The organism is Janthinobacterium sp. FT14W, from assembly GCF_009208755.1.
Classification (GTDB): Bacteria; Pseudomonadota; Gammaproteobacteria; order Burkholderiales; family Burkholderiaceae_D; genus Janthinobacterium; species Janthinobacterium violaceinigrum.
The window spans coordinates 79,200-103,594 of the sequence record NZ_WFLL01000010.1 but is presented as its reverse complement, the minus strand read 5'-3'; the positions used below and the strand labels follow the sequence as shown (position 1 = coordinate 103,594).

General features: G+C 66.9%; 20 protein-coding genes and 1 pseudogene. 13 read left to right on the top strand and 8 right to left on the bottom strand.

Translation table 11 applies throughout. The annotated features are described in order from the left end of the window. Positions 1-74: 74 nt before the first annotated feature. Positions 75-2,081 (top strand): glycoside hydrolase family 3 protein, encoded by a 2,007-nt coding sequence (locus GCN74_RS09685; protein WP_226938965.1) that lies wholly within the window; start codon positions 75-77, stop codon positions 2,079-2,081. 14 nt (positions 2,082-2,095) lie between these two features. On the opposite strand, the gene GCN74_RS09680 is transcribed toward GCN74_RS09685, so the two are convergent. Together GCN74_RS09680 and GCN74_RS09675 are read right to left on the bottom strand one after the other, a co-directional pair. After that, complete coding sequence (locus GCN74_RS09680; protein WP_152256472.1) at positions 2,096-3,214, bottom strand: Gfo/Idh/MocA family protein; 1,119 nt, start codon at positions 3,212-3,214, stop codon at positions 2,096-2,098. Between the two features lie 30 nt (positions 3,215-3,244). Continuing rightward, positions 3,245-4,438, bottom strand: a complete 1,194-nt coding sequence (locus tag GCN74_RS09675) for a phytanoyl-CoA dioxygenase family protein (protein ID WP_152256471.1) — start codon at positions 4,436-4,438, stop codon at positions 3,245-3,247. A 106-nt stretch (positions 4,439-4,544) separates the two neighbouring features. Here GCN74_RS09675 and GCN74_RS09670 point away from each other — a divergent pair, with 106 nt between their 5' ends. The 10 genes and pseudogenes from GCN74_RS09670 to GCN74_RS09625 all read left to right on the top strand — a co-directional run bounded on the left by GCN74_RS09670 (position 4,545) and on the right by GCN74_RS09625 (position 15,691). Then, complete coding sequence (locus tag GCN74_RS09670) at positions 4,545-5,588, top strand: LacI family DNA-binding transcriptional regulator (RefSeq protein ID WP_152256470.1); 1,044 nt, start codon at positions 4,545-4,547, stop codon at positions 5,586-5,588. A gap of 65 nt (positions 5,589-5,653) precedes the next feature. Continuing rightward, the gene (locus GCN74_RS09665; protein ID WP_226938964.1) at positions 5,654-7,471 is read left to right on the top strand and encodes a DUF885 domain-containing protein; all 1,818 of its coding nucleotides are present in this window, start codon (positions 5,654-5,656) and stop codon (positions 7,469-7,471) included. A gap of 81 nt (positions 7,472-7,552) precedes the next feature. Further along, entirely contained in the window at positions 7,553-8,509 is a 957-nt protein-coding gene (locus GCN74_RS09660; RefSeq protein ID WP_152256469.1) for a DMT family transporter, read from the top strand. Between the two features lie 87 nt (positions 8,510-8,596). Further along, positions 8,597-9,052, top strand: a complete 456-nt coding sequence (gene hpaR, locus GCN74_RS09655; protein WP_226938963.1) for a homoprotocatechuate degradation operon regulator HpaR — start codon at positions 8,597-8,599, stop codon at positions 9,050-9,052. Between the two features lie 403 nt (positions 9,053-9,455). Next, a complete protein-coding gene (locus GCN74_RS09650) occupies positions 9,456-10,622 on the top strand; it encodes a porin (protein ID WP_226938962.1) in 1,167 nt (388 codons plus the stop codon). Between the two features lie 28 nt (positions 10,623-10,650). Continuing rightward, positions 10,651-11,175: a sorbitol dehydrogenase family protein gene (locus GCN74_RS09645; RefSeq protein WP_226938961.1), complete on the top strand. Its 525-nt coding sequence runs from the start codon at positions 10,651-10,653 to the stop codon at positions 11,173-11,175. Between the two features lie 9 nt (positions 11,176-11,184). Then, positions 11,185-12,795 (top strand): GMC family oxidoreductase, encoded by a 1,611-nt coding sequence (locus GCN74_RS09640; protein WP_152256468.1) that lies wholly within the window; start codon positions 11,185-11,187, stop codon positions 12,793-12,795. Next, positions 12,792-14,183 (top strand): cytochrome c, encoded by a 1,392-nt coding sequence (locus tag GCN74_RS09635; RefSeq protein ID WP_152256467.1) that lies wholly within the window; start codon positions 12,792-12,794, stop codon positions 14,181-14,183. The genes GCN74_RS09640 and GCN74_RS09635 overlap by 4 nt, the downstream gene beginning before the upstream one ends. Before the next feature lie 124 nt (positions 14,184-14,307). Then, on the top strand, positions 14,308-14,760 hold the full coding sequence (locus GCN74_RS09630) for an RrF2 family transcriptional regulator (protein WP_152256466.1): 453 nt from the start codon (positions 14,308-14,310) through the stop codon (positions 14,758-14,760). After that, positions 14,747-15,691: pseudogene (locus GCN74_RS09625) on the top strand (NAD(P)/FAD-dependent oxidoreductase). The gene GCN74_RS09630 and the pseudogene GCN74_RS09625 overlap by 14 nt, the downstream one beginning before the upstream one ends. A gap of 21 nt (positions 15,692-15,712) precedes the next feature. On the opposite strand, the gene GCN74_RS09620 reads toward GCN74_RS09625, so the two are convergent. Beyond that, positions 15,713-16,480 carry an SDR family oxidoreductase gene (locus GCN74_RS09620; protein ID WP_152256465.1) on the bottom strand — a complete coding sequence of 256 codons (768 nt, stop codon included), beginning with the start codon at positions 16,478-16,480 and terminating at the stop codon, positions 15,713-15,715. A 123-nt stretch (positions 16,481-16,603) separates the two neighbouring features. On the opposite strand from GCN74_RS09620, the gene GCN74_RS09615 reads away from it, so the two are divergent. Both GCN74_RS09615 and GCN74_RS09610 read left to right on the top strand, forming a co-directional pair. Beyond that, positions 16,604-17,551, top strand: a complete 948-nt coding sequence (locus tag GCN74_RS09615; protein WP_152256464.1) for a LysR family transcriptional regulator — start codon at positions 16,604-16,606, stop codon at positions 17,549-17,551. Further along, positions 17,544-18,296, top strand: coding sequence for a DUF4303 domain-containing protein (locus GCN74_RS09610; protein WP_152256463.1), 753 nt, complete (start codon positions 17,544-17,546; stop codon positions 18,294-18,296). Before GCN74_RS09615 ends, GCN74_RS09610 begins: the two co-directional genes overlap by 8 nt. Positions 18,297-18,299: 3 nt before the next feature. Here GCN74_RS09610 and GCN74_RS09605 read toward each other — a convergent pair whose 3' ends face one another. From GCN74_RS09605 to GCN74_RS09585, 5 genes are all read right to left on the bottom strand, one after another. Next, positions 18,300-19,421 carry a metallophosphoesterase gene (locus tag GCN74_RS09605; RefSeq protein WP_152256462.1) on the bottom strand — a complete coding sequence of 374 codons (1,122 nt, stop codon included), beginning with the start codon at positions 19,419-19,421 and terminating at the stop codon, positions 18,300-18,302. A gap of 128 nt (positions 19,422-19,549) precedes the next feature. Continuing rightward, the gene (locus GCN74_RS09600) at positions 19,550-21,067 is read right to left on the bottom strand and encodes a response regulator (protein ID WP_152256461.1); all 1,518 of its coding nucleotides are present in this window, start codon (positions 21,065-21,067) and stop codon (positions 19,550-19,552) included. Next, complete coding sequence (locus GCN74_RS09595) at positions 21,054-22,877, bottom strand: ATP-binding protein (protein WP_152256460.1); 1,824 nt, start codon at positions 22,875-22,877, stop codon at positions 21,054-21,056. Before GCN74_RS09595 ends, GCN74_RS09600 begins: the two co-directional genes overlap by 14 nt. Beyond that, complete coding sequence (locus tag GCN74_RS09590) at positions 22,874-23,959, bottom strand: ATP-binding SpoIIE family protein phosphatase (RefSeq protein WP_226938960.1); 1,086 nt, start codon at positions 23,957-23,959, stop codon at positions 22,874-22,876. Before GCN74_RS09590 ends, GCN74_RS09595 begins: the two co-directional genes overlap by 4 nt. Further along, positions 23,956-24,390 carry an ATP-binding protein gene (locus GCN74_RS09585; RefSeq protein WP_193317028.1) on the bottom strand — a complete coding sequence of 145 codons (435 nt, stop codon included), beginning with the start codon at positions 24,388-24,390 and terminating at the stop codon, positions 23,956-23,958. Before GCN74_RS09585 ends, GCN74_RS09590 begins: the two co-directional genes overlap by 4 nt. Between the last annotated feature and the right edge of the window lie 5 nt (positions 24,391-24,395).

Sequence of the window (24,395 nt, the reverse complement as noted above, 5' to 3'; positions counted from 1 at the left end):
TCTCACGCTATATTGTTTTCGGCCGGCCTTGCCGCCGCGCCTTGATACCTACAAAAACAGTCTTGGAGATAATGATGAATTGCACTTTGAAACCGATGGCCCGCGTGGTCGCCGGCTGCGTCGCCACGCTTGCCCTGGCCGCCTGCGGCAACGACACCGGCAGCGAGGGCTACACGCAGCCCGTGTTCGGCGCCACCACCTACGCCCAGCTCAAGTCCGACGGCTATACCTTCAAGGACATGAACCGCAACGGCAAGGTCGATCCGTACGAAGACTGGCGCCTGCCGGCCGAGGCGCGGGCCGACGACCTGCTGTCGCGCATGAGCCTTGATGAAAAGGCCGGCTTGATGATGCATGGCACGGCGCCCACCGTGTCCGATCCTTCCGGCATCGGCCTGGGCGGCGCGTATGACCTGGCGGCGCTGCAGGACCTGGTCGTCAAGCAGTACGTCAACACCTTCATTACCCGCATGGCGGGCGACACGGCGAATATGGCGGACCAGTACAACAAGCTGCAGGCGCTGAGCGAAACCTCGCGCCACGGCATTCCCGTGTCCATCAGCACGGACCCGCGCCACCATTTCCAGTACACGGTGGGCGCCAGCGCCGGTACCAAGGGTTTTTCGCAGTGGCCGGAAACCCTGGGCCTGGCCGCCATCGGCGACGATGCGCTGGTGCGCCGCTTCGGCGACATCGCGCGCCAGGAATACCTGGCCGTCGGCATCACGCAAGCGCTGTCGCCGCAGGCGGACCTGGCCACGGAGCCGCGCTGGTCGCGCATCAACGGCACGTTTGGCGAAGATGCGGACCTGGCCAAGCGCATGGTGCAGCACTATATCGAGGGCTTTCAGGATGGCAATACGGGCCTGCATGACGGCAGCGTGGTGGCTGTCGTCAAGCACTGGGTCGGCTACGGCGCCACGAAAGAGGGCTTCGACGGCCATAACTACTATGGCCGCTACATGACTTACCCGGGCAATAACTTTGCCTACCACGTCAAGCCGTTCGAGGGCGCCTTCACGGCCAAGGCGGCCTCCGTCATGCCCACCTATGCGCTGCCGGACGGCAATATCACTATCGACGGCATCACCCTGGAGCAGGTGGCGGCCGGTTTCAGCAAGACCATGCTGACGGATCTGCTGCGCGGCAAATACGGCTTCGAAGGCGTGATCCTGTCCGACTGGGGCATCACTTCCGACTGCGACGCCAACTGCCGCAACGGCACGCCGCCTGGCGTGGCGCCGTCGTTCATCGGCTTCGGCACGCCGTGGGGCATGGAAGACGCCACCAAGGCCGAGCGCTATGTGAAAGCCGTCACGGCGGGGATGGACCAGTTTGGCGGCGTGACGGAAGCGCCGTATCTGACGCAAGCCGTGCAGCGGGGTCAGTTGACGGAAGCGCGCATCAACGCGTCGGCGCGGCGCATCCTGGTGCAGAAATTCAAGCAGGGCCTGTTCGAGCACCCGTTTGTCGATGCTGCCAAGGCGGCCACCACGGTGGGCAAGGCGGACTTCATCGAGGCGGGCCTGGAAGCCCAGCGCCGCTCGCTGGTTCTGCTGGAAAACAAGGACAAGACCTTGCCGCTGGCGGCCACCGTCAAGAAGGTTTACCTGTACGGCATCGACGCGGCCGTGGCGAAGCAGTATGGCTACACGGTGGTCGCCACGCCGCAGGAAGCGGATGTGGCCCTGCTGCGCGTGGCCGCGCCGTATGAAATCCTGCACCCGAACTACATCTTCGGCAGCATGCAGCATGAAGGGCGCCTGAACTATGTCGATGGCGACGCCGACTACGAGGCCATCAAGAACGCGGCCAAATATGCGCCGAAGACGGTGGTGACGGTGTACCTGGACCGCCCGGCCATCCTCGGCAACGTGCAGGACAAGGCCAGCGCCATACTCGCCAACTTCGGCGTGAGCGACGGCGCGCTGTTCGATGTCCTGACGGGCAAGGCCAAGCCGCAAGGCAAGCTGCCGTTCGAGCTGCCATCGTCGATGGCTGAAGTGCAGGTGCAGAAATCGGACGTGCCGTATGACACGGCCCATCCGCTGTACAAGTTCGGTTACGGCCTGGGGTACTGACAACGCTCCTGCTGTCAGCGCATGGTAATCCAGCTGCGCTCCTGCACGGAGCGCAGCGCGGCGTCGACCAGCCGGTCCACCTCGTAGCCGTCGCGGAAGGTGGGCCAGACTGGCTGGCCGCCGGCGATCGCCTGCAGAAAATCGCGCGCCTCGATGACGATCTGCTCGTTGTAGCCCGTGCCGTGCCCGGTTCCCTGGCTGAATGCCAGGTAGTCGGGGTGGGCGGGGCCCATCAGCAGGCGCTGGAAACCCTGGCGCTGCGCGGGGCGGCTGGCGTCGTACAGCCACAGCTCGTTCTGGTTTTCCTGATCAAACGCAAGCGCGCCTTTCGTTCCCGTGATGCGGTAGGTATAGCCCATCTTGCGCCCGGCCGCCACGCGGCTGAAGGTCAGCGCGCCCAGCGCGCCGCTGGCAAAGCGCAGCAGCACATTCCCCTGGTCGTCGTTGTCCACCGCTTCCATGCCGTGCGGGCCGTCGCGCCGCGCATGCACGGTATTCATGTCGGCCACCAGCGCGTCGACGGGGCCGCCCAGGCGCAGGGCCAGGTTGAGCAGGTGCGAACCCACGTCGGCCAGCGCGCCGGCACGCGTTGCCGTGGCCTCCCGCGTGCGCCACGAGGCGGGCGCGCGCGGATCGTGCAGGTAGTCTTCCACATGCTCGGCGGCGACGTGGATGATGTCGCCGATTTCTCCGGACGCAATGATCTGGCGCGCCAGCTGGCTGGCCGGCGTGCGGATGTAGTTGTAGCCGACCATGTTGGCCACGCCCGCGTCTTCCGCCGCCTGCGCCAGCTGCAGCGATTCGGCGGCGGAAAATCCCAGCGGCTTTTCGCAGAACACGGGCTTGCCCAGGGCCAGCGCCGCCAGCACGATGTCCTTGTGCGTGGCGGGCGGCGTGGCGACGACGATGGCGTCGATGGCGGGGTCATTGACCAGCGCGCGCCAGTCGCCCGTGGAGCTGTTCCAGCCCAGTTCCCGCGCGCTGCGGGCCGCGCCTTCTTCGCTGCTGGTGGCGATGCATGCGCAGACGGGGTTGCGGGCAGTGGGAAAGATGCTGCGCACGGATTTATAGGCGATGGTGTGGGCTTTGCCCATGTAGCCGGCGCCGATCAGGCCGATGTTGATGTCTTGCATAGGGCGTCTCCGAGGTGGCGCGTAGGGGATTCAGGCTTGCTGGCGCCAGGCATGGCTGTCCAGGGCGTCGAGGAAGCGGGCTGCTGGCCAGTCTTGCGCCAGCGCTTCGCGCATGAGCTGCTGCTGCGTGGGCGGCGCCATGCCGTCGATGGGCTGGTCGCGGTCCAGGTTGCTGGGAAAGGCATAGCCTTCGGCGCAGGCGGCAATCGCGTGGCCGGCGCCGGCGTCATCCAGCGCGCCCTGCGCGCGCAGCGCCTGCAAGGCCGGGTATAGCGCGGCGCTCATGGCGCGGCGGTCCAGCGCTTCCATGGCGCGCCCGAACGGCGACGACACCTGCAGCAGATTGGCCATGCGGCGGATGTCGGGCGAGCGGTTATGTCCGGCCGCATGGAACAGGGCGGGATTGAAGAACACGGCGTCGCCTTGCGACAGCGGCAGCTGCACGCAATGCCGGGCGAAATAGTCGCGGAACGGCCGCTGCTGCCAGGCGAGAAAACCGGCCCGGTAGCGCTGCGACCAGGGCAGGTACAGGGTAGGGCCGGATTCGAGCGGCATGTCGCAATGGGCGACGGCGCCCTGCAAGGTCAGGAGGGCCGACATCTGGTGCACGGGCGCGGGATAGGCGGCGCAGGCGGCGGCGCTCTGGAAGCCCAGGTGATAGTCGCGGTGCGGCGCCTGGGCGGCCCCGCCGGGATTGACGACGTTCACTTGCGCCGTCATCTGGTAGGCAGGCCCCAGCCAGGCCTGCGATATCCAGGCGAAGACGGGGTTGGCGTAATAGCGCGCGAACGTTTCGGGCGCGCGCAGGCAAAGCTTTTGCTGGGCGTTCCAGATGCGGTCATTCGCGCCCGGCCTGGCGAAATGGTCGCCTGCCGCCTGGCCGCTGGCATGCTGCCCGGCGATCAGCTCGCGGAACACGCGATTCGCCTGTTCCAGCGTTTCCATGTCGGTGACGGCCCGTTTGAGCACGATGACGCCGGGACCGTCCATCAGCGCCTGGCCCCATTCGGCCTGCAGCGCGTATAGCGAGGCCGGATTGGCGGCCAGTTCGCGCACGGCATCGCAGTCGTAGACGAGGATATTTTCCTGCACCGCGGCGGCGTGCGGATAGTCGGCCAGCGCCGTGCGGCGGCTGACGCTGCCGATGAAGTCCTGCAGGTCGCAGCTTTCCGGCGTCAGCCAATACGGGGCGGGCGGCGCGGCGCCGGCGTTGGTGGTGTGCATGCGGAGTCTCCTGATTATTTAAGTTGTAGAATCAGTATAGGGATGAAAATCCGCATTTTTGATCAGAAAATCCATCAAAAAACCATCAATTCGAGTTGGAGGGCACGTGACGCATCCTTTCCCGGTCAAGGTCGTGGCGCTGCAGGCCGGCGTCAGCGTGGCCACGGTCGACCGCGTGATCAGGCAGCGCGGCGGCGTGCACGCCAATACGGTGCGCCGCGTGATGCAGGCGCTCGACGAGCTGGCGCGGCAAAGCACGCAGGTGGGTTTGGCCGGCAGAAAATTCATGCTCGACGTGCTGATGGTGGCGCCGCGCCGTTTTACCGATGCCGTGCGCGCCGCGCTGGAGGCGGAGCTGCCGTCCCTGCATCCGGCCGTGCTGCGTTCGCGCTTTCACCTGCATGAAACCCTGGAGGTGGACGGCATCGTCGACCTGCTGGAACGCATCCGCAAGAACGGCAGCCACGGCGTGCTGCTCAAGGCGCCGGACGTGCCGCCCGTGGCCGACGCCGTCGCCAGGCTGGCGGCGGCCGGCATCCCCGTGGTGACCCTGGTGACGGACTTGCCCGCGTCCGCGCGCCGCAGCTATGTGGGCATGGATAACCGGGCGGCGGGCGAGACGGCCGCCTACCTGATCGGGCAGTGGCTGGGCGGCGCGCGAAAGAAACGGCAAGTGCTGGTGACCCTGAGCAGCAACCGTTTCCACGGCGAGGAAGAGCGCGAGATCGGTTTTCGCCGCGCGCTGCGCGAACGGCACCGGCATTTATCCATCGTCGAAGTGAGCGAAGGCCACGGCATCGACGGCGCCACGGGCGCGCTGGTGCGGCAAGCGCTGGCCGCGCATCCGGATATCGCCGCAGTGTATTCCATCGGCGGCGGCAATGCCGCCATCGTGCAGGCGTTCGCCAAAGCGGGCCGGCCCTGCCAGGCCTTCATCGGCCATGACCTCGATGCGGACAACCTGGCGCTGCTCCGTTCGGGCGCCATCCACGCCGTGCTGCACCACGACCTGGGCCAGGACATGCGCCGCGCCTGCCAGGAAATCCTGCGGGCGCAGGGCGCGCTGCCGGCCCTGGCGCAGCCTGTCTCGCTGTCCGCCATCCAGATCGTCACGCCGTGGAACCTGCCCGCGCTGAACGGCCTGAATTGACAGCCGCCCGGGCCTGGCCGATACTCGCCGCTTCGCCCATCGCTCACCTTTGAAGGAAATCCCCGATGTCCGTCATCCCGAAATTGCATCAGACTGTGCTGGCCGCCTTGCTCTCCACCGCGTTTGCCATGCCGGCGATGGCCGTCGCCCCCGCAGTTGCGGCAGCTGCCGCCTCCCCATCGGCCTGGGTCGAGGCCAGCAACCGCAATGCGGCCATCGTGCTGGCGGCACAGGCGCAGTTCTCGCCCGAAGACGCCTCCGATACGGGACTGGCGCAGTACGACGGCCTGGCCGCCGACCTGGGGCCGAACATCACCGAGCGCCATGTGGCGGCCATGCAGAAGGCGCGCGCGCAATTGCAGCAAAAGCTGGCGGCGGAAAAAGATGAACGTATCCGCCAGGATCTGCAAATTCTGACGAACGCCGTCGACCAGGAAATCAGCGGCGCCCGGCTGGAAGCCAAATACGCCTTGCCGTGGGTCGACGTGCCGCAGATGGTCTTTGGCAGCATGCAAAGCCTGCTGCAGGAACAGCGTCCGGCCGCGCGCCGCGCCAAGGCGCTGGAGCGCCTGCAGCGCTATGTGGGCCAGTTCCCGGGCAGCACGCCGATCACGCAGCAGGCCAAGGCCCGCTTCACGGAAAAAATCGGCAAGCCCGGCCTGGCCGGACCCGTGCGCCTGCAGGTGGAGCAGTCGCTGGAGAACGTGCCGACGTATATCGCCGGCATCCGCAAGCTGTTTGCCGACATGCAGATCGCGGGCGCCGACGCAGCGCTGGCGGCCATGGAGCAGCAGCTGAACGAGTATGCGGCATGGGAAAAACAGGTGGTGCTGCCCCTGTCGCGCGCGGATTTTCGCATGGCGCCGGAACTGTATGCGTTCCGCCTGAAACAGGTGGGCATCGATATCGAGCCGCGCGCGCTGGTCGAACGGGCGCAGGTGGCTTACCTGGAAACGCGCGCCGCCATGCAGGCGCTGGCGCCCGTGGTGGCGGCGAAAATGTCGCTCAAGGGTGTCGACGGCAGTGATTACCGCCAGGTGCTGCGCGCGCTGAAAGCGGACTCCATCCCCGACGAGCAGCTCGAGGCGCACTACAAGGGCGTCAATACGCTGCTCGAGGAACGCATCCGCCAGCAGCGCGTGGTCGATATTCCGGCGCGCGCCATGACCATGCGCCTGGCGTCCGACGCCGAATCGGCCGCCCAGCCGGCGCCGCATATGCGTCCGCCTCCGCTGATCGGCAATACGGGGGAGCACGGCCAGTTCGTCCTGCCCGTGAGTAATCCGGCCGCCAGCGGCAAGGGCGAGGCGTATGACGATTTCAATTTCGCGGGCGCCGCCTGGACCCTGAGCGCGCATGAGGGCCGTCCCGGCCACGAACTGCAGTTCAGCGCCATGGTGGAGCGGGGCGTGTCGCAGGCGCGCAGCCTGTATGCGTTCAACAGCGTCAACGTGGAAGGCTGGGCCCTGTACGCGGAAGCGGAGATGATTCCCTACGAGCCGGCCGAAGGCCAGTTCATCGCGCTGCAGTTCCGCATGCTGCGCGCGGCGCGCGCCATGCTCGACCCGATGCTGAACCTGGGCCAGGTCACGCGCGAGGAAGCAGGGCGCATCCTGACGGACGAAGTGATGCTGTCGAAAGCGATGGCGCGCCAGGAACTGGACCGCTACACCTTCAATTCGCCGGGCCAGGCGGGCAGCTATTTCTATGGCTATACGCGCATCCTGCAGCTGCGCGCGGAAACGGAGCTGGCGCTGGGCGAGAAATTCGACCGCCTGGCCTTCAACAACTTCCTGCTGGGCCAGGGCTTGCTGCCGCCTGGCTTGCTGGCCAAGGCCGTGCGCGAGCATTTCATTCCCGAGCAGAGAAAAGCCCGGGGCTGAAGCGATCGCACGATGCGATGCGCCGCGCTGTCCTGCATACCCTATACTGGCGCCTTTGAATGAAGACGCGGGTGTGGCTGCATGTGGCGTGGGATCGTATCGGGTTTGCTGGCCGGCGCCTTCTGGGGCGCCGTTTTCATTGTGCCCGTCTTGCTGCCCGATTTTTCACCGGTCGAGCTGATGGCGGGCCGCTACATCTGCTACGGCGCGCTGGCGGCGGGGCTGATGCTGCCGCGCTTCCTGCCCCTGCTGCGTCGTTTGCGGGGCGGCGACTGGCTGGCCATGCTGCGCCAGGCGCTGGCCGGCAATGTCGTGTACTACCTGCTGCTGGCCTACGGCGTCAAGCTGGCCGGCGTGGCGCCCACCTCGCTGATCATCGGCCTGCTGCCCTTGAGCGTGACGGTTTTCGGCCACAAGGACCACGGCGCGCTGCCTCTGCGCCGCCTGGCCCTGCCGCTGCTGGTGGTGGCCATGGGCATCGCCTGCATCAATCTCGATATCTTCAGCCAGGCCGGTAGCGCGGGCGGCGCCGGCCTGGCGCACAAGCTGGCCGGCGTGCTGTGCGCCATCTGCGCGCTCGCGTGCTGGACCTGGTATGCGCTCGACAATGCCCGCTTCCTCAAGCGCCACGCGCATTTCAGTGCCGTGGAGTGGGCCATGCTGTATGGCCTGGCCAGCGGCGTCATCGCCCTGGCGGTGGGCGCCGTGGCGCTGGCGCTGCAGCCGGCGGGCGGCCCCGATGGCGGACCGGCGCGCGACTGGGCCCATTTCTGGCTCGTGTGCCTGCTGCTGGCGCTGGGCGCTTCCGTGATCGGCAACTACCTGTGGAACCTGGCGTCGCGCCTGGTGCCCGTCACCTTGTCGGGCCAGCTGATCCTGTCGGAGACCCTGTTCGCGCTGCTGTACGGCTTCGTCTACGCGCAGCGCATGCCGCGGCCGCTGGAATGGGCCGCCATGCTCTTGCTGACGGCGGGCGTGCTGTGGTCCGTGCACGCGCATGCGGGGCAAGGGGAGGATGGCGGGGAGGGGCGGGCGTAGCGAAAAATACATCGTTGCCAGCCTGCCGTTTGCCCTGGACGGGCCGTATAATTACGCTAATTTTTCCGCCCACCGAGGGAGTTCCGCTTGCAGCTACCGATCCGTTATCCGAACATGCCGCAACTGCTGCTGAAGGCCCGCGACAGCCTGCTCCAGCATTTCCGCCCCATCCTCAATCACTTCGGCGTCACGGAGCAGCAGTGGCGCATCATGCGCGCGCTGAACGAAAGCCCCACGCTGGAACCGCGCGAGCTGTGCGACATCTGCCAGATTTCCAGTCCCAGCATGAGCGGCATTTTGGCGCGCATGGAAGAAATCGGCTTGATCGGGCGCAGCAAGTTCGAAGGCGACCAGCGCCGCCGCAAGGTGCACCTGTCGGAAGCGGGCGCCAGCCTGCTGCTGCAGATGGGCAAGCTGATCGACTTGCAATATGAACACCTGGAAGCGGCCTATGGCAAGCAAGTGTTCGAAGACATGCGCCGCACCCTGGAAGCCTTCATTGCCCTCGAAACCCTGCCGGTGGCGCCCGCCATCCTGCGCTGACCTTCCCGTTCTTTCCGCGTTCTTTCCCGCGTTCTTTCCCGCGTTCTTTCCCGTTTTCCCGCCTGCCTGATTGCCCACCGGCGCGTGTTTTCCCACACGCGCCGCCGCTGCCTTTTCCATGCCTGTTCCGCGTACCTCCGCATCCTGCCGGGCGTGCGCCCGCGCGCCAGCCGGTTTTACTATAAGACACAAGAAAGTTTTGCTATAAGACTACGCCTTACAGTCAATCACTTATATATGAGTAAATAAGCGTATAATTTGCGTCACTTGATCCAAATCAAGAACAAAAGCGGACGCCCCACGCACTGGACGGGGCCGCAACGCGGCGCCCCAGCCGGTATGTCGCCCATGCGGCGGCAATACTTATCGGGCGTACAATAAAACAGGAAAGTCAGGAAAAATAATGAACAATACTTGCATGCGCGCTGCGGCGCTGGCCGTCTCCACGCTCATCGGCGCAAACGTTTGCGCCCAAAGCAATGTCAGCATCTATGGCGTGGTCGATGCGGCCACCGCCTACGCGAGCAACCAGGGCGGCAAATCGAATACCTATATGCGCAGCGGCAGCTTGTCCGCAAGTAAGATCGGCTTCCAGGGCGTGGAAGACCTGGGCGGCGACCTGAAGGCGCTGTTCCTGCTGGAAAATGGTTTTGAAAGCGATACGGGCGCGCAAAGTTCCGCCAGCTCCCTGTTCAACCGCCAGGCTTACGTGGGCTTGCAATCGTCCGCCTACGGCACCGTGACGGCCGGCCGCCAGTACACGCCGTACTATCTGCTGGTGGGCTCCCTGGCGTCGAGCAACGTCTTGACGGGCGCCACCGGTGCCCATCCGGGCGATATCGACGGCCTCGATACGACCGTGCGCATCAGCAATTCCATCACCTACAGCATGCCTGCCTGGCGCGGCCTGCAGGCCAGCGCCCAATACGGCTTCGGCGAAGCGGCCGACGGCAATGCCGTGGGCAGCAGCTTCAGCGCCGCCGTCAAGTACAGCACGTCCCCGGCCGAATTCGCGCTCGGCTACCTGAAACTGAAAAATGGCGAAAATGGCGCCGGCTGGAGCGACAACGCTTCGGGCAGCTTCGGCATCTCGGCCATCAACCGGGGCTACGCCTCGGCGGAAAGCATAGCGTTCGTCGCCGCCAGCGCGCGCTACACCATGGGCAAGTGGATGGTGGGCGCCAATGCCAGCAATGTGCAATACCAGGCGGGCAGCCGCTCGACCTTCCGCGACACGGCCATCTTCAACACGGCCGGCCTGATCTCCAGCTACCAGTTGACGCCGCAGTGGTTCCTGGCCGCCGGCTACAGCGACACCTTCGCCAGCCGCGCCAACGGCATCGCCGACCGCGCGCGCTACCGCCAGCTGTCGTTCGAACAGACGTATGCGCTGTCGAAGCGCACGGCCATCTACCTGATCGAAGCGCGCCAGCTGGCGCGCGGCCAGACCCTGGCCCAGAACGGCGCCATCGCCGATGCCGTCGCCTCGGTGGGCGATTCGCAAAACGGCACGCCGTCGTCGAACGGCGGCCAGACGGTGGTGATGGTCGGTCTCAAGCATTCTTTCTGAACGGTTGCTGAACTCACGGGAGCTTCAATTGGACGCTACACATAACAAGGAGGGCCGCGGCCCTCTGAATCCCGGCCGCCGCATGGTGCTGGCCGGCTTGCTGTCGGCTTCGGCGGCGGCGCTGATTCCCTGGGCGCTGGCCGAGCCGGTCGCCAATGCGGAGCAGGGCGCCTTCCTCGGTGTGTCGGCCATGCTGGTGGGACGGCAGGTGCTCGACCCCGTGCTGGCCAGGCGCCTGTACGACGCGCTGGCGGCGCAGGACGCCGCCTTCCCCGCCAACGTGCGCGCGCTGCTGGCCCTGATCAATGCGCAAGGCCTGCAGGCGGCCGGGCTGCAGGAAGCGCTCGACGCGCTCGCTCCCGCCCAGTCGCCGCTGGCCGCCTTGCCGCGCCAGATCGCCAGCGCCTGGTACCTGGGCATCGTGGGCACAGGCGAGGCGGCCGTCTGCGTCGCCTACGAGCAGGCGCTGAACGCGGCCGTCGTGGCCGACGTGCTGAAGCCACCCACGTATTCCTACGGCGCCTACGGCAGCTGGGCCAGAAAACCAATTTAAGGAGCCATCATGGCTGAAGAACTCTCTGCCGATTACCTCGTGATCGGCTCCGGCATCATCGGTTCCCTGGCCGCGCGCAAGCTGGCGCTGGCAGGCGCCTCGGTGCTGATCCTGGAAGCGGGACCGCGCGTGTCGCGCGGCGAAATCGTCGCCCGTTTCCGCAACACGACGCGCCGCAGCGACTGGATGTCGCCGTATCCGTCCGTCGCCACGGCGCCGCACCCGATCTACCAGCCCAAGGACAATGGCTATCTGGTGCAGGCCGGCCCGTATCCGTATCCGGCCGAATACATCCGCCAGTTCGGCGGCACGTCGTGGCACTGGGCCGCGCAGGCGTGGCGCAACGTGCCGAACGATTTCCGCATCCATACCCTGTATGGCGTGGGCGTCGACTGGCCCATCAGCTATGAAGACCTGGAGCCGTTCTACCAGGAAGCGGAGGAGATCATGGGCGTCTCGGGCGCGGAGAACACGGGTTCGCCGCGCAAGCAGCCCTTCCCGATGGACTCCGTGACGGAACCGTACGCCATGCGCCGCATCCGCGAGCGCCTCGACCCCGCGTTCAAGGTGGTGGGCAACACGGTGGCGCGCAACAGCGTCAGCTACGATGGCCGCCCGGCCTGCTGCGGCAACAACAGCTGCCAGCCGATCTGCCCCATCGATGCGCAATACCACGGCGGCATCGCCGCGCAGCAGGCCGAAGCGGCCGGTGTGAAGATCGTCTGCAATGCCAACGTCTACAAGCTGGAACACGACGCGCAGGGCCGCATCACGGCTGCCCTGTACTACGATGTGGACAAGAAGAGCCACCGCGTCACGGCCAAGACTTTCATCCTCGCCGCCAACGGCATCGAAAGCCCCCGTTTGCTGCTCGTTTCCGCCTCGGACAAATACCCGAACGGCCTGGCCAACAGCAGCGACATGGTGGGCCGCAACCTGATGGACCACCCGAGCACCTCGATCACCTTCGATGCCGATGAAGACCTGTGGCTGGGCCGGGGTCCGCAAAGCCCCAATTCCATCAACACCATGCGCGACGGCGATTTCCGCAGCCGGCATTCGCCGTACCGCCTGGACTTCACGAACATCTCGCGCGTCGACGGCGCCACCAAGGAGCTGATCGGCAAGGGTGTGTTTGGCGAGGCATTCGAACAGCAGCTGCGTTTCCGTTCGGCCCGCGAAATGAGCCTGAAAAACGTGCTGGAAGTGCTGCCGAATCCGGAGAACCGCATTGCCCTGAGCAGCGAAAAGGATGCCATGGGCATCCCCAAGCCGCAGGCGCACTATGCGATCGACGAGTACACGAAGCGGGGCCACGAGCGCTCGAAGCAGGATTTCGAGCAGATCGCCAAGCTGATGGGCGGCACCAATCTGCGCCACAGCAAGGAAGGCGTGTTTGCCAACAACCAGCACATCTGCGGCACCCTGTCGATGGGTTCTGACCCCGCCAAGGCCGTGTGCGACCAGTGGGGCCGCACCTTCGACCACGCCAACCTGTTCCTGTGCAGCACCGGCGTGCTGCCCACGTCCGGTACCTGCAATTCGACGGAAAACGGCCTGGCCGTGGCGCTGCGCACCGTCAAGCACATCCTCGATGAACAAGCGGGAGGCACAGCATGATGGCGACCTTCAGAATGGCGGCCGGCGCCGCCTTGCTGTCCCTGGCCCTGCCCGTGCTGGCGGCCGGTCCGGACGCGGCGGCCATCGAGCGTGGCCGCTACCTGGCCACGGCCGGCGACTGCATCGCCTGCCACAGCGTGCCTGGCGGCAAACCGATGGCGGGCGGGCTGTCCCTGGCCACGCCGCTGGGCGCCATCGTCGCCACCAACATCACGCCGTCGACCACGCACGGCATCGGCAACTACACGCTCAAGCAGTTCTCCGCTGCCGTGCGCCATGGCGTGCGGGCCGACGGCGCCAACCTGTACCCGGCCATGCCGTACACGGCCTACGCCAAGGTGACGGACGAGGACACGGCCGCCCTGTATGACTACTTCATGCACGGCGTGGCGGCCGTGGATGCGGCGCCGGCGCAAACGACGGACTTGCCGTTCCCGTTCAATATCCGCCTGTCGATGGCGGGCTGGAATATGCTGTTCCTGGACAAGAAGCCCTTCGTGGCCGATACGGCGAAAAGCATGGAGTGGAACCGGGGCGCCTACCTGGCGCAAGGCCTGGCCCACTGCACCACCTGCCACACGCCGCGCAATGCGCTGATGGCCGAGCAGCTGTCGAAGGAACTGGGCGGCGCCGACCTGGGTACCTGGCATGCGCCGAACATCACGTCGGACGGCAACAGCGGCGTGGGCGGCTGGAGCCAGCAGGAACTGGTCGATTACCTGCGCACGGGCCGTGCCGCGCACAAGGCGCAGGCGGCAGGACCGATGGCCGAAGCCATCGACCATAGCCTGAAGCACCTGAGCGACGCGGACCTGAACGCCATCGCCCACTACGTCAAGAGCGTGCCGGCCATCCGCGACAAGGCCGACACGCGGCCGGTGACGCAATGGGGCAAGGCGGGCGACGAGCTGGCCGCCATCCGCGGCGTGCCGCTGCCGCAAAACCTGAACAAGATGTCGGGTGCGCAGCTGTACGATGCGCAGTGCGCCAGCTGCCACCAGGCCAGGGGCGAGGGCAGTTTCGACGGCAGCCTGCCGCCCCTGTTCCACAACTCGGTGACGGGCCGCAGCAACAGCAACAACCTGGTGATGGCCATCCTCGATGGCGTGGAGCGGCAGGATGGCGAGGGCAGTCATGCTGCAGGACACTTGATGCCCGCCTTCCGCCAGACCCTGTCGGACGAGCAGATCGTTACCCTGGGCAATTACGTGCAGAAGATGTACGGCAACCCCGATGTCAAGGTGACGGCGGAGCAGGTGACGACCCTGCGCAACGGCGGCGCGCCGTCCAACCTGATCGGCCTGGCCCGCGCAGGCATCATCGTCGGCGTGCTGGCGCTGCTGGCACTGCTGCTGTGGTGGCGGGGACGCCGGCGCAAGGATGCATAGGCACGTTAACAAAACACCCTGAAGCAACGGCTGGGGTCGGACCCAAAGGGTCTGACCCCTTTTTTTATGCCGCAAAAATGCAACTTGCTTGCATATATGAATTTCATGTACTATCATTGGTTACATGAGACGCGACAGCAAACTATCTTCGATCCTTCATGTGCTGCTGCACATGGCCCACGCGGGACGCCCGATGACGTCCGACGAACTCTCCTCCTACCTGGACACCAACCCCGTGCTGGTGCGGCGCGTGATGGCCGGCTTGCGCGAGCGGGGCTACGTGGCCTCGGTCAAGGGCCATGGCGGCGGCTGGCGCATCGTCTGCGACCTGCACCGCGTCACCCTGCACGACATTTACGTGGCCGTGGGTTCGCCCACCATCTTCGCCATGGGCAACCGCGTCGAGCAGCCGGGCTGCCTGGTCGAGCAGGTGGTCAACCAGTCGCTGGCCGGCGCCTTCGACGAAGCGCAGGCGCTGCTGATGCAGCGCTTTGGCGCCGTCACCCTGGCCGACCTGGCCGAACGCTTCAGCCAGCAATACGCCGCACACCAAGGAGCAATGCATGAGCAATCCTGAATTCCAAGGCGCCGCCGCGTCTGCCGCCCCGTTCGACGCCATCATCGTCGGCGGCAGCTACGCGGGCCTGTCGGCCGCCACACAACTGGCGCGCGCCCGCCGGCGCGTGCTGGTCGTCGATGGCGGCCAGCGCCGCAACCGCTACGCCAGCTAATCCCACGGTTTTCTGACACGCGACGGCAGCGGGACGGCCGCCATCGCGGCCGAGGGCAAGGCGCAGCTGATGGCGTATGCCACCGTGTCCTGGCTGGACGGCACGGCCGTGCGGGCGGCGGCCAGCAGCGAGGGCCATGGCTACGACGTGACCCTGGCGGACGGCACGCGCGTGCGGGGCCGCCGGCTGGTGCTGGCCACCGGGGTGATCGACGAATTGCCGCCTGTCGATGGCCTGGCCGAGCGCTGGGGCCGCAGCGTCTTCCACTGCCCGTACTGCCACGGCTATGAACTGGAGCAGGGCGCCATCGGCGTGCTGGCCACCGGTCCCCTCTCCATGCACCATGCGCTGATGCTGCCCGACTGGGGCACGGTGACTTTCTTTCTCAATGGCGCGTTCGAGCCCGATGGCGCGCAGCTGGAGCAGCTGGCCGCGCGCGGCGTGACGGTGGTGCGCGCGCCCGTGGCGCAGATCGCCGGCGTGGCCGACGTGGTCATGCAGGATGGCAGCCGCCATGCGATGGCCGGCCTGTTCGTGGCGACCCGCACCCGCCCGGCCAGTTCCCTGGCCGGTGAGCTGGGCTGCGCGCTGGAAGAGGGGCCCATGGGCCCGTTCGTGCGCACCGACGAGCAAAAGGCCAGCAGCGTGCCTGGCGTCTTTTGCTGCGGCGATGCGGGCCGCATGGCCGGCAGCGTGGCGTTCGCGGTGGCCGATGGCGCCATGGCCGGCGTGGCAGCGCACCGCTCGCTGATGTTCGGACTGGCCCCGGCGGCGTAATGCCGTGGCGCGTGCCGGGGATCAGGCGGCAAAACCGCCGTCGATCTTCAGTCCTGCGCCCGTGACGAACGCCGCTTCTTCGCTGGCCAGGTAGGCGACCATGCCGGCGATTTCATCGGCGCTGCCGTGGCGGGGCAGGGCCATCAGGCCGTGCATCAGGTCGGCGAAGTCGCCCGTGGGCGGGTTCATGTCGGTGGCCACGGGGCCCGGTTCCACGTTGTTGATGGTGATGCCGCGCGGACCCAGGTCGCGCGACAGGCCTTGCGTCAGGCCGCTCAGCGCCGATTTGCTCATGGCGTAGGCGGCGGCGCCGCCGAACGGCATGCGGTGCGCGTTGGTGCTGCCGATGTTGATGATGCGTCCGCCCGCCTGCATGTGGGCCACGGCCGCCTTGATGGCCACGAACACGGCGCGCACGTTGACGGCCACGGTCTTGTCGAAGTCCGCCAGCGAAAAGTCGTCGATGGCGCCGGGCAGGAACACGCCCGCGTTGTTGACGAGGATATCGAGCTTGCCAAACTGCGCCGCCACCTTGTCGATGGCCGCCGTCAGTGCGTCGGCATCGGCTGCATCGGCCTGCACGCCCAGGGCCTTGCCGCCGCTGGCCTCCACCTTGGCGGCCAGCGCCTGCGCTTCGGCGGCGGAACTTTGATACGTGAAGACGACGGTGGCGCCCTGGCGCGCCAGGCGCTGGACGATGGCGGCGCCGATGCCGCGCGAGCCGCCCGTCACAAAAGCGATCTTGTCCTGCAGTGACAGGGCGGTGCTGGTGGTGGCTTGGGTTTGCATGATATGCTTTCTGAGTGAGGAGTCGAGGAGTTCAGTATCTGCCTTTCATTCCTGCCGCGCTAGCCATGAATCATTACAATCACTTTCAACCATTGTTATCAAATGAGAGGGTAAAATAGGGGCATGGAAGCCCTTAATCACTTGCAATCTTTCGTGCTGTCTGCCGAACTGGGCAGCTTTTCGGCGGCTGCGCGCCGCCTGGGACTGACGCCGGCCGCCGTCAGCAAGAACGTGGCGCGGCTGGAAGCGGGCCTGGGACTGCGGCTGTTCCAGCGCAGCACGCGCAAGCTGACCTTGACGGAAGGGGGCGAGCGTTTCCTGCTGCAGATAGGCGGCGCCCTGTCCACCTTGCAGGAAGCGATTGCCGGCGTGGCGGAAGAGGGCGGTCAGCCGGCGGGCATCCTGAAAATCAGCATGGCGCCATCGTTCGGGCGCAGCTACGTGGTTCCCCTGCTGGGCGACTTCATCGCGCGCTATCCGGGCGTCATTCCCGACTGCCATTTCGACAACCGGCAAGTGGACCTGATCGGCGAAGGGTTTGACGTGGCCATCGGCGGCGGCATCGAACTGACGCCCGGCGTGGTGGCGCGCGAACTGGGCCACGCACACATCGTCGCCACGGCCTCGCCCGCCTTCATGCGGGACAAAACCATGCCCGCGCATCCGCTTGACCTGGCGCGCTTCGACGGCGTGGCGCGCCGCTCGGCCGGCAGCGGCAGGCTGCGCAGCTGGATACTGCGCGATGGCCGGGGTGGCGAAGGCGTGGCCGAATGCCGGCCCCGCGCCATCTTCGACGATCCGGAAGCGATGGCGCAGGCCGCCATCCTGGGCGTCGGCGTGGCGCTCTTGCCCATGCCGCACGCGCTGGCTCACTTGCGCAGCGGCGCCCTGATCCGATTGCTGCCCGGCTGGCACGCCGATTCGGGCCCCCTGTCCGTGTATTATCCCAGCAAGAAACTGCTGCCCGCGAAGACGCGCGTGTTTGTCGACTTTTTGCTGGAGCAGTTCCGCCAGCGCGATTTCGCCGCGCAGATACAGCCCGATCAAACGAAGAAGAATTCCCATGCATAGCAACTACAGCCTGTTTTACACCTTCGACGGCGACCAGCCGGCCCGCTTCCGGGAAGCGCGCGTATTCGGCACGACCGTCTGGACGGCCGGCGGCGCGGCCATGACGTGGGGCGAAGAGACGCGCACGCAGTATGCCAGCGAAGCTGCAGCGCATGCCGCATATGCCGCCCGTTGCCAGGCCGCCCTGGCCGATGGCTACGCGCTGGCGCGTGCCACGGCCATCGACCCCGCCGTGTTTGATTTCGCGCTGCTGCAAAGCCTGGTGGCGCACGCCGCGCGCCTGGCTGTCGATGCCGTGCGCCGCGCGCATCCGGAGCAGCACATCGACGCTGTCGCGCTGGTGAGCGACGACAGCGCCATGACCATCGGTCTCATGGCGAATAGCCGCGAGGCGCTGGCCGCCTCGGAGTATGGCGAGGAAATGCTGTGGAATCCCGCCGAGTGGGCGTTCGAAGACGGCGGCGCGCACTTCGACAGCGCCTACCGCCTGCTGTTGCAGGCGCACCGCGAGCTGCCGTTCGAGGTGGACTTCGGCGCCTTGCGCAGCGGCGTGTTCGACGCCTGCATCGCGGCGCTGGCGCAGCTCGATGCCGAGGGATGTTTCGGCACGGGCGCGCAGCGCGACGAGAGCCTGCTGCTGTTCGAGGTCAGCGACAGCGAACCGGTGGAAGGCGCGCTGGCGCGCTTGAATCCGCCGGCGGTGGTGGCGCGTTACGAGGCATGGATGGCCAGCTGGGCGGAATGAAGTTCAGGCCGCCACCAGCCTGATTCTCGTAATCTCCGCCGGTGCGCCGATGCGTTTCGGCGGGCCCCAGTAACCGGTGCCGCGGCTGACATAAATCCACAAACGGCCTTGCCGGTGCAAGCCCGCCACGTAGGGCTGCTGCAGCGGCACGAACAGGTTCCACGGCCAGAACTGGCCGCCGTGCGTGTGGCCCGACAACTGCAGGTCGTAGCCGGCCGCTTCGGCCTCGGGCGCGCTGCGCGGCTGGTGCGCCAGCAGGATGCGGGGGATGCCGGCCGGGGCGCCGGCGATGGCCGCTTGCGGGTCGCTTTTCTGGGCCGGGTCGAATGCGCCCGCGTTGTAGTCGGTGACGCCGGCGACGGCCAGGCGCGCGCCGCCGTGCTCGATGACCGCATGTTCGTTCATCAGCACGCGCAGGCCCAGGCGGCGAAATTCCGCCACCCACGGCGCGGCGCCCGAATAGTATTCGTGGTTGCCCGTCACCAGAAACACGCCGTGGCGCGCGCGCAGCTCGCCCAGCGGCGCCGTGTGGCTGGCCAGCTGCGCCACCGTGCCGTCGACCACGTCGCCCGTGACGGCGATGAGGTCCGCCTGCAAGCCGTTGGCGCGCGCGACGATGGCTTCCACATAGGCGCGCTGGATGGTGGCGCCCACGTGGATGTCGCTCAGCTGCACGATGGTGTAACCGTGCAGCGCCGGCGGCAGGCCCGCGATGGGCACGTCGATCTCGCGCACGCGCGCCACCCTGCGGGCGTTGACGAAGCCGACGAAGGTGGCCAGCAGCGCCAGGGCCAGGGCCGCCACGGCGGACGCCTGCGCGTGCGCGCGCACTGCGGGGATCAGCATCAGCAGTTCGCGCAGCACGGTGAGCACGAACAGCGAGGAAAAAAAGCCCATGCACAGCGAACCGGCCCAGACCAGACGGTCGGCCAGGCGCGCATCATTCGTGACGGCGCGGGCGAAGATGGTCATCGGCATGAGCATGGTCGACGCCAGCAGCACCAGGCCGCCCAGCAGCCAGCCGGCCAGACCCACGGGCAGGGCAGGCAGCAGCAGCCAGCCCAGCAGGGCGTGCAGGGTGCCCAGTATCATGGTGATGCGCAGCAGCGGCGTGCGGGTTTTCATGTCATGGTTCCAGTGGTGGGGGGCCCGGAGCGGCGGGCGCGCTGACAGCATGGCGGCATGGCCGAACCTGTCGCGCCTGGCATCGGCCGATTATAGCCGACGCCTGGTCAACGGATGGCTGGCCCCGCTCATGGGGCGATATGCAGTCCCAGCATGGCCAGCTTGCCGAAATCGACGGGCTTGGCGAAGTGCTCGTTGAAGCCGGCCTGCAGGGCCGCCTGGCGGTCGTGTTCCTGGCCATAGCCGGTCAGCGCGACGAGCAGGAATTGCTGCGGTATCGGCAACTGGCGCAATTGTTTGGCCACCTCGTAGCCGCTCATGTCGGGTAGGCCGATGTCGAGAAAGATGATGTCGGGCCTGAATTCCAGAGTGCGTTCGGTCGCTTGCGCGCCCGTGTAGGCCGTGCGCACCGCGTGGCCGTACATTTCCAGCAATTCGGCCAGGGTGTCGGCCGCATCGCGGTTGTCGTCGACGACGAGGATGCGCTGGCTGCCGCCGGTGGCCGCTTCCGGCGCCGGCGCGGCGGCCGGCAGCGGCACGTTGGCGTCCAGCGGCAGGGTGACCTCGAAGGTGCTGCCCAGCCCCACGCCGGGGCTGCACACGCTGACCTGGCCGCCGTGCAGGGTCACCAGATTGCGCACCAGCGACAGGCCGATGCCCAGGCCGTCCTGCACCCGGTCGGGCGCGTGGCCGCTTTGCTCGAACAGGCCGAAGATGCTGTCGATGCTGGCCGCGGCAATGCCGATGCCGTTGTCGCTGAGGCGGATACGCACGTTGTCGCCTTCGCGCTCGGCGGAAATCGCAATGCGCCCGCCCGGCGCCGTGAACTTGGCCGCGTTGAGCAGCAGGTTGGCGACGATCTGCGACAGGCGCACGGCGTCGCCGCAGACCCGCAGTTCTTCCCTGGGCAGGTTCACGTCCAGCGCATGGCCGCGCGCCTCGACGCTGTGCGAACTCGTTTCCAGTGCGCTGCGGATGACGCTGGCCAGGCTCACGCTTTCCCATTGCAGCGAGATCTTGCCCAGCGAAATGCGCGACACGTCGAGCAGGTCGTCCACCAGGCGCACCAGGTGGTCCGTATGGCGGCCGATGGTGCGGCGCGCATTGTCCTGCACGGCCGGCACGACGGGATCGAGCTTGCACAGCAGGGCCAGCGCCGTGCGGATGGGGCCCAGCGGGTTGCGCAGTTCGTGCGCCAGGGTGGCCAGGAATTCATCCTTGCGGCGGTCCACGTCGCGCAGCGCGCGCTCGACGCGGCCCAGTCGCAGCAGCGCCTTGACGTTGGCGATCAATTCGTCCGCCTCGATCGGCTCGACCAGATAATTGTCGGCGCCGCCGTCGAGCGCGCGTATCTTGTCGGCCGAGCCGATGCAGGAGGCGGACGTCTGCAGCACCAGGATGGTATTCGTCTCGGCGCCGCCCTTCAACTGGCGGCACACTTCCAGGCCGTTGATGTCGGGCAGCTTGACGTCGAGCAGGATCAGGTTGGGACGGTCCTGGCGGGCGCGCAGCAGGGCGTCGCCGCCGTTCGACGCCTCGATGACCTTGAAGCCGGCGCGCTGGAGGATGCGCGACTTGGCGTAGCGGGCGCCGTCGCTGTCATCGACGTTGAGGATCAGAGCATCGCTATTGTTATCCGGTCGCATGCGCATTGTCCTCGGTGGTTGTGCCTTGCGGCGGAACCGGCTCTTGCCGGTGATGTTGATTGCCGATCAGCGCGCGCAGGGTGGCCAGCAATTGCTGGCGCGGCAGCGGCTTGACGTAGTAGGCGTCGGCGCCCAGGGCCAGGCCCTTGCGCACGTCGTCGATCTCGGTGGCGACGATGACGGGCACCTGGCGCCGCAGCGGGTCGTTTTTCAGCTCGGCCAGCCAGTGCCAGGCCGTTTCGCCGTGCAGCAGGATGTCGAGGATGATGGCGGCAGGGCGCTGCTGTTCCCAGCGCTCCTGCGCTTCGCGCACGCTGCGTGCGGGGACCACGCGAAATTCGCTGCCGGCCAGGAATTTTTCATACAGCAGGCGGACGGGCGGATTGTCTTCCACCACCAGCACGGGGATGCGCTGGTCGTTGCCGTTGTCGTTGGCCGGCGCGCACGGCGGCAGGCTGCCTTCGGGCGCATGGTAGCTGGTGGGCAGGATCACGGAAAACAGCGAACCCTGGCCCGGCGTGCTTTCGACGGCCACCGTGCCGTTGAGCAGGGTGGCCAGGTTGCGGCACAGGGGCAGGCCCAGACCCGTGCCCTTGACCTTGCGCTGCATGTGGTTTTCCACCTGGCTGAATTCCTCGAAGATCAGCTGCACGTCTTCGGCGGCGATGCCCAGGCCCGTGTCGGAAACGGAAAAGCAGATGGTATCCTGCTCCGGCAACGGCGTGGCGCTGACGATGATGGCGCCCGCTTCCGTGAATTTGAGGGCGTTGGAGATGAAGTTGCGCAGGATTTGCGACAGCTTGCCTTCATCCGTGTGGATGTGCAGCGCGGGATCGGGGGGGATGAAGGTGAGCGTGAGCGAATCGGACACCAGCAGCGGGCGCAGCATGCCGCGCAGTGCGCTGAACAGGTCGGCGACCAGCACGCTGTTGGCGTGCACGTCGACCTTGCCAGCCTCGATCTTGGCCAGGTCCAGCAAGTCGTTGACCAGGTCGCTCAGGCTGACGGCGCTTTGCAGGATGAACAGCACCTGCTTTTCCTGCTCCTCCGACAGCTCGCCATCGATGCGGTCGAGCAGCAGCTTGGACAGGGCGCGGATGGAACTGAGCGGCGTGCGGAATTCATGGCTCATGTTCGACAGGAAGCGCGATTTCATCTGGTCGGCGCGGCGCAGGTGGTCGGCCTTTTCGTCCAGTTCCGCGAACAGCGCCACCACGCCCCGGTTGGTGTCTTCCAGTTCGCGCGTCAGCTGCAGCAGGTCGTCCTGGCGCGTCTTCAGTTCGGCCAGGGTGCTCAGCAGTTCGCGGTTCTGCTGCTGCACTTCGGCGAGCGTGACATCCGGGGGCAGCGCCTGCAGGCTGCCGGACAGGGTGCCGATGCTTTGCCCGTCGAGCAGGGGCGCGTCGCGCGGGAACAGCTTGTGCAGGGTGATGTGCGTGCCATTGCCCGGCGCGCTGCGGATGTGACAGCGGTCCATCAGGCGCTGCGCGCCCAGGATGCCCAGCCCCATGCCCGTGCGCGAGCGGTAGGTGCCGGCCAATATCTGATCCAGGTGCGCGATGCCGGGGCCCTGGTCTGCGATGCGGATGCTGAGCACCTGCGGTGCCGTCAGACCGTCGATGGCGAAATGCACCTTGCCGCTGCCGGCGTAGTTGTAGACGTTGCGCGCCAGTTCCGATACGGCCGTGGCGATGCGCACCTGGTCCTGCACGCCGAAGCCGCACAGGGCGGCGATCTGCCGCGCGCGCTGGCGCGCGCCCACCACATCGAGTTCGCTGCCGATATGGGCCGTCAATATGCGTTGCGTCATGCTGCACCTGTCCCTTCTGCTGTTATGGCCTGGTGTTCCTCGTGTTCGCGCAGCACCACCACCGTGACGTCGTCGCGTCCGCGCGAAAAATCGCGGTACAGCACGGCGGCGACCAGGCTGGGATGGCAGTGCGCCAGGCCCGGATACTGTTCCAGGTCCCAGCGCGTATGCAGGCCGTCCGTATGCATGATCAAGGTCGTGCCCAGCTGCCATGGAAAACGGAATTCCTGCACCTTGCGCAGATTGCTGCCGACGATGCCGTTATGCGACAGCAGATGCCGGCGCTGCCGCGCATCGAAGGCGCAGGCGGCGATATTGCCCACGCCCGCATAGCGCAATTCGCGCTGCACGCTGTCGATATGCGCCACCGCCATGGCCGCCCCGCGCGTGGCGCGCAGGGCGCCGTGGGCCAGTTCGATGAAGGGGGCGGGCAGGGGCGGCAGGCCGGGCGTGTCGTGTTCCAGCAGTGCGCTGGCGCATTCCGAGGCGCGCGCCGCCAGCGGGCCGTGGCCCAGGCCATCGGCCACCATCAGGCTCAGTTCATGGCCTTCGCACACGACGTTCCAGGCGTCGCCGCATACCTGCTCCGAGGCCAGCGGCAGGCACACGGCGCCGATCTGCCAGTTCGGACTGGCCGGGATGGCGCTGCTGGCGTGCTGTCCCCATACCACCATCATCAGCACCGTGCCCTTGCCGGGCGCCGTGTACAGGTCGAATTCCTGGCTCAATCGGCGCAGGGCGCCCAGTCCCACGCCGTAGGTGCCCGTGGTGGAGTGGCCGTCCTGCATGTGCTGGCGCACGTTCGCCATGCCGGGGCCGTTGTCGATGGCCAGCACTTCGATGCCGCTGGTGCCGCCCCGCAGCACCTTGCGCAGCAGGATTTCACCGCGCTGCGCGTGTCTGGCGATGTTGGTGGCCGCTTCGCTGATGATGATGGCCAGCTGGCCCGTGCGCACGTCGTCGAAGCCGATGCGGCGCGCCAGCTCGTTGCCGGCGCGGCGGGCCGCGGCGATCTCGCTCGGTTCGCCGATGGGGAAACTGCGTTGCCTGGCAATGTCAGGGTACGGCTCTTGGTGGTTCAAAACAGCTTCCATTTCGCGATGGTGACGGTGGTGCCCGCGCCGGGCGCCGTGTCGATGTGAAATGCGTCGGCCAGGCGCTTGGCGCCACCCAGCCCCAGTCCCAGCCCGCCGCCGCTGGTGTAGCCATCGGTCAGCGCCAGGGGAATATCCTCGATGCCCGGTCCCGCATCGACAAAGCGCAGTTCCAGCCCCAGCCGCGCGCCGTCGCTGACGCGCGCGATGTGCGCTTCGCCGCCGCCGCCGTAGCGCAGGGTGTTGCGCGCCAGTTCGCTGGCCGCCGTGATGATCTTGGTCTGTTCGATCAGGCCAAAACCCATGGCGACCATGCTGTCGCGTACCTGCTTGCGCAGCCGCACGACGTCTTCATCGCTGCGCAGGGGCAGGATTTGCTGCCTCGGCTGCGCCCCTGCCTGCCCTTGCGCGCCTAGCACGGCGC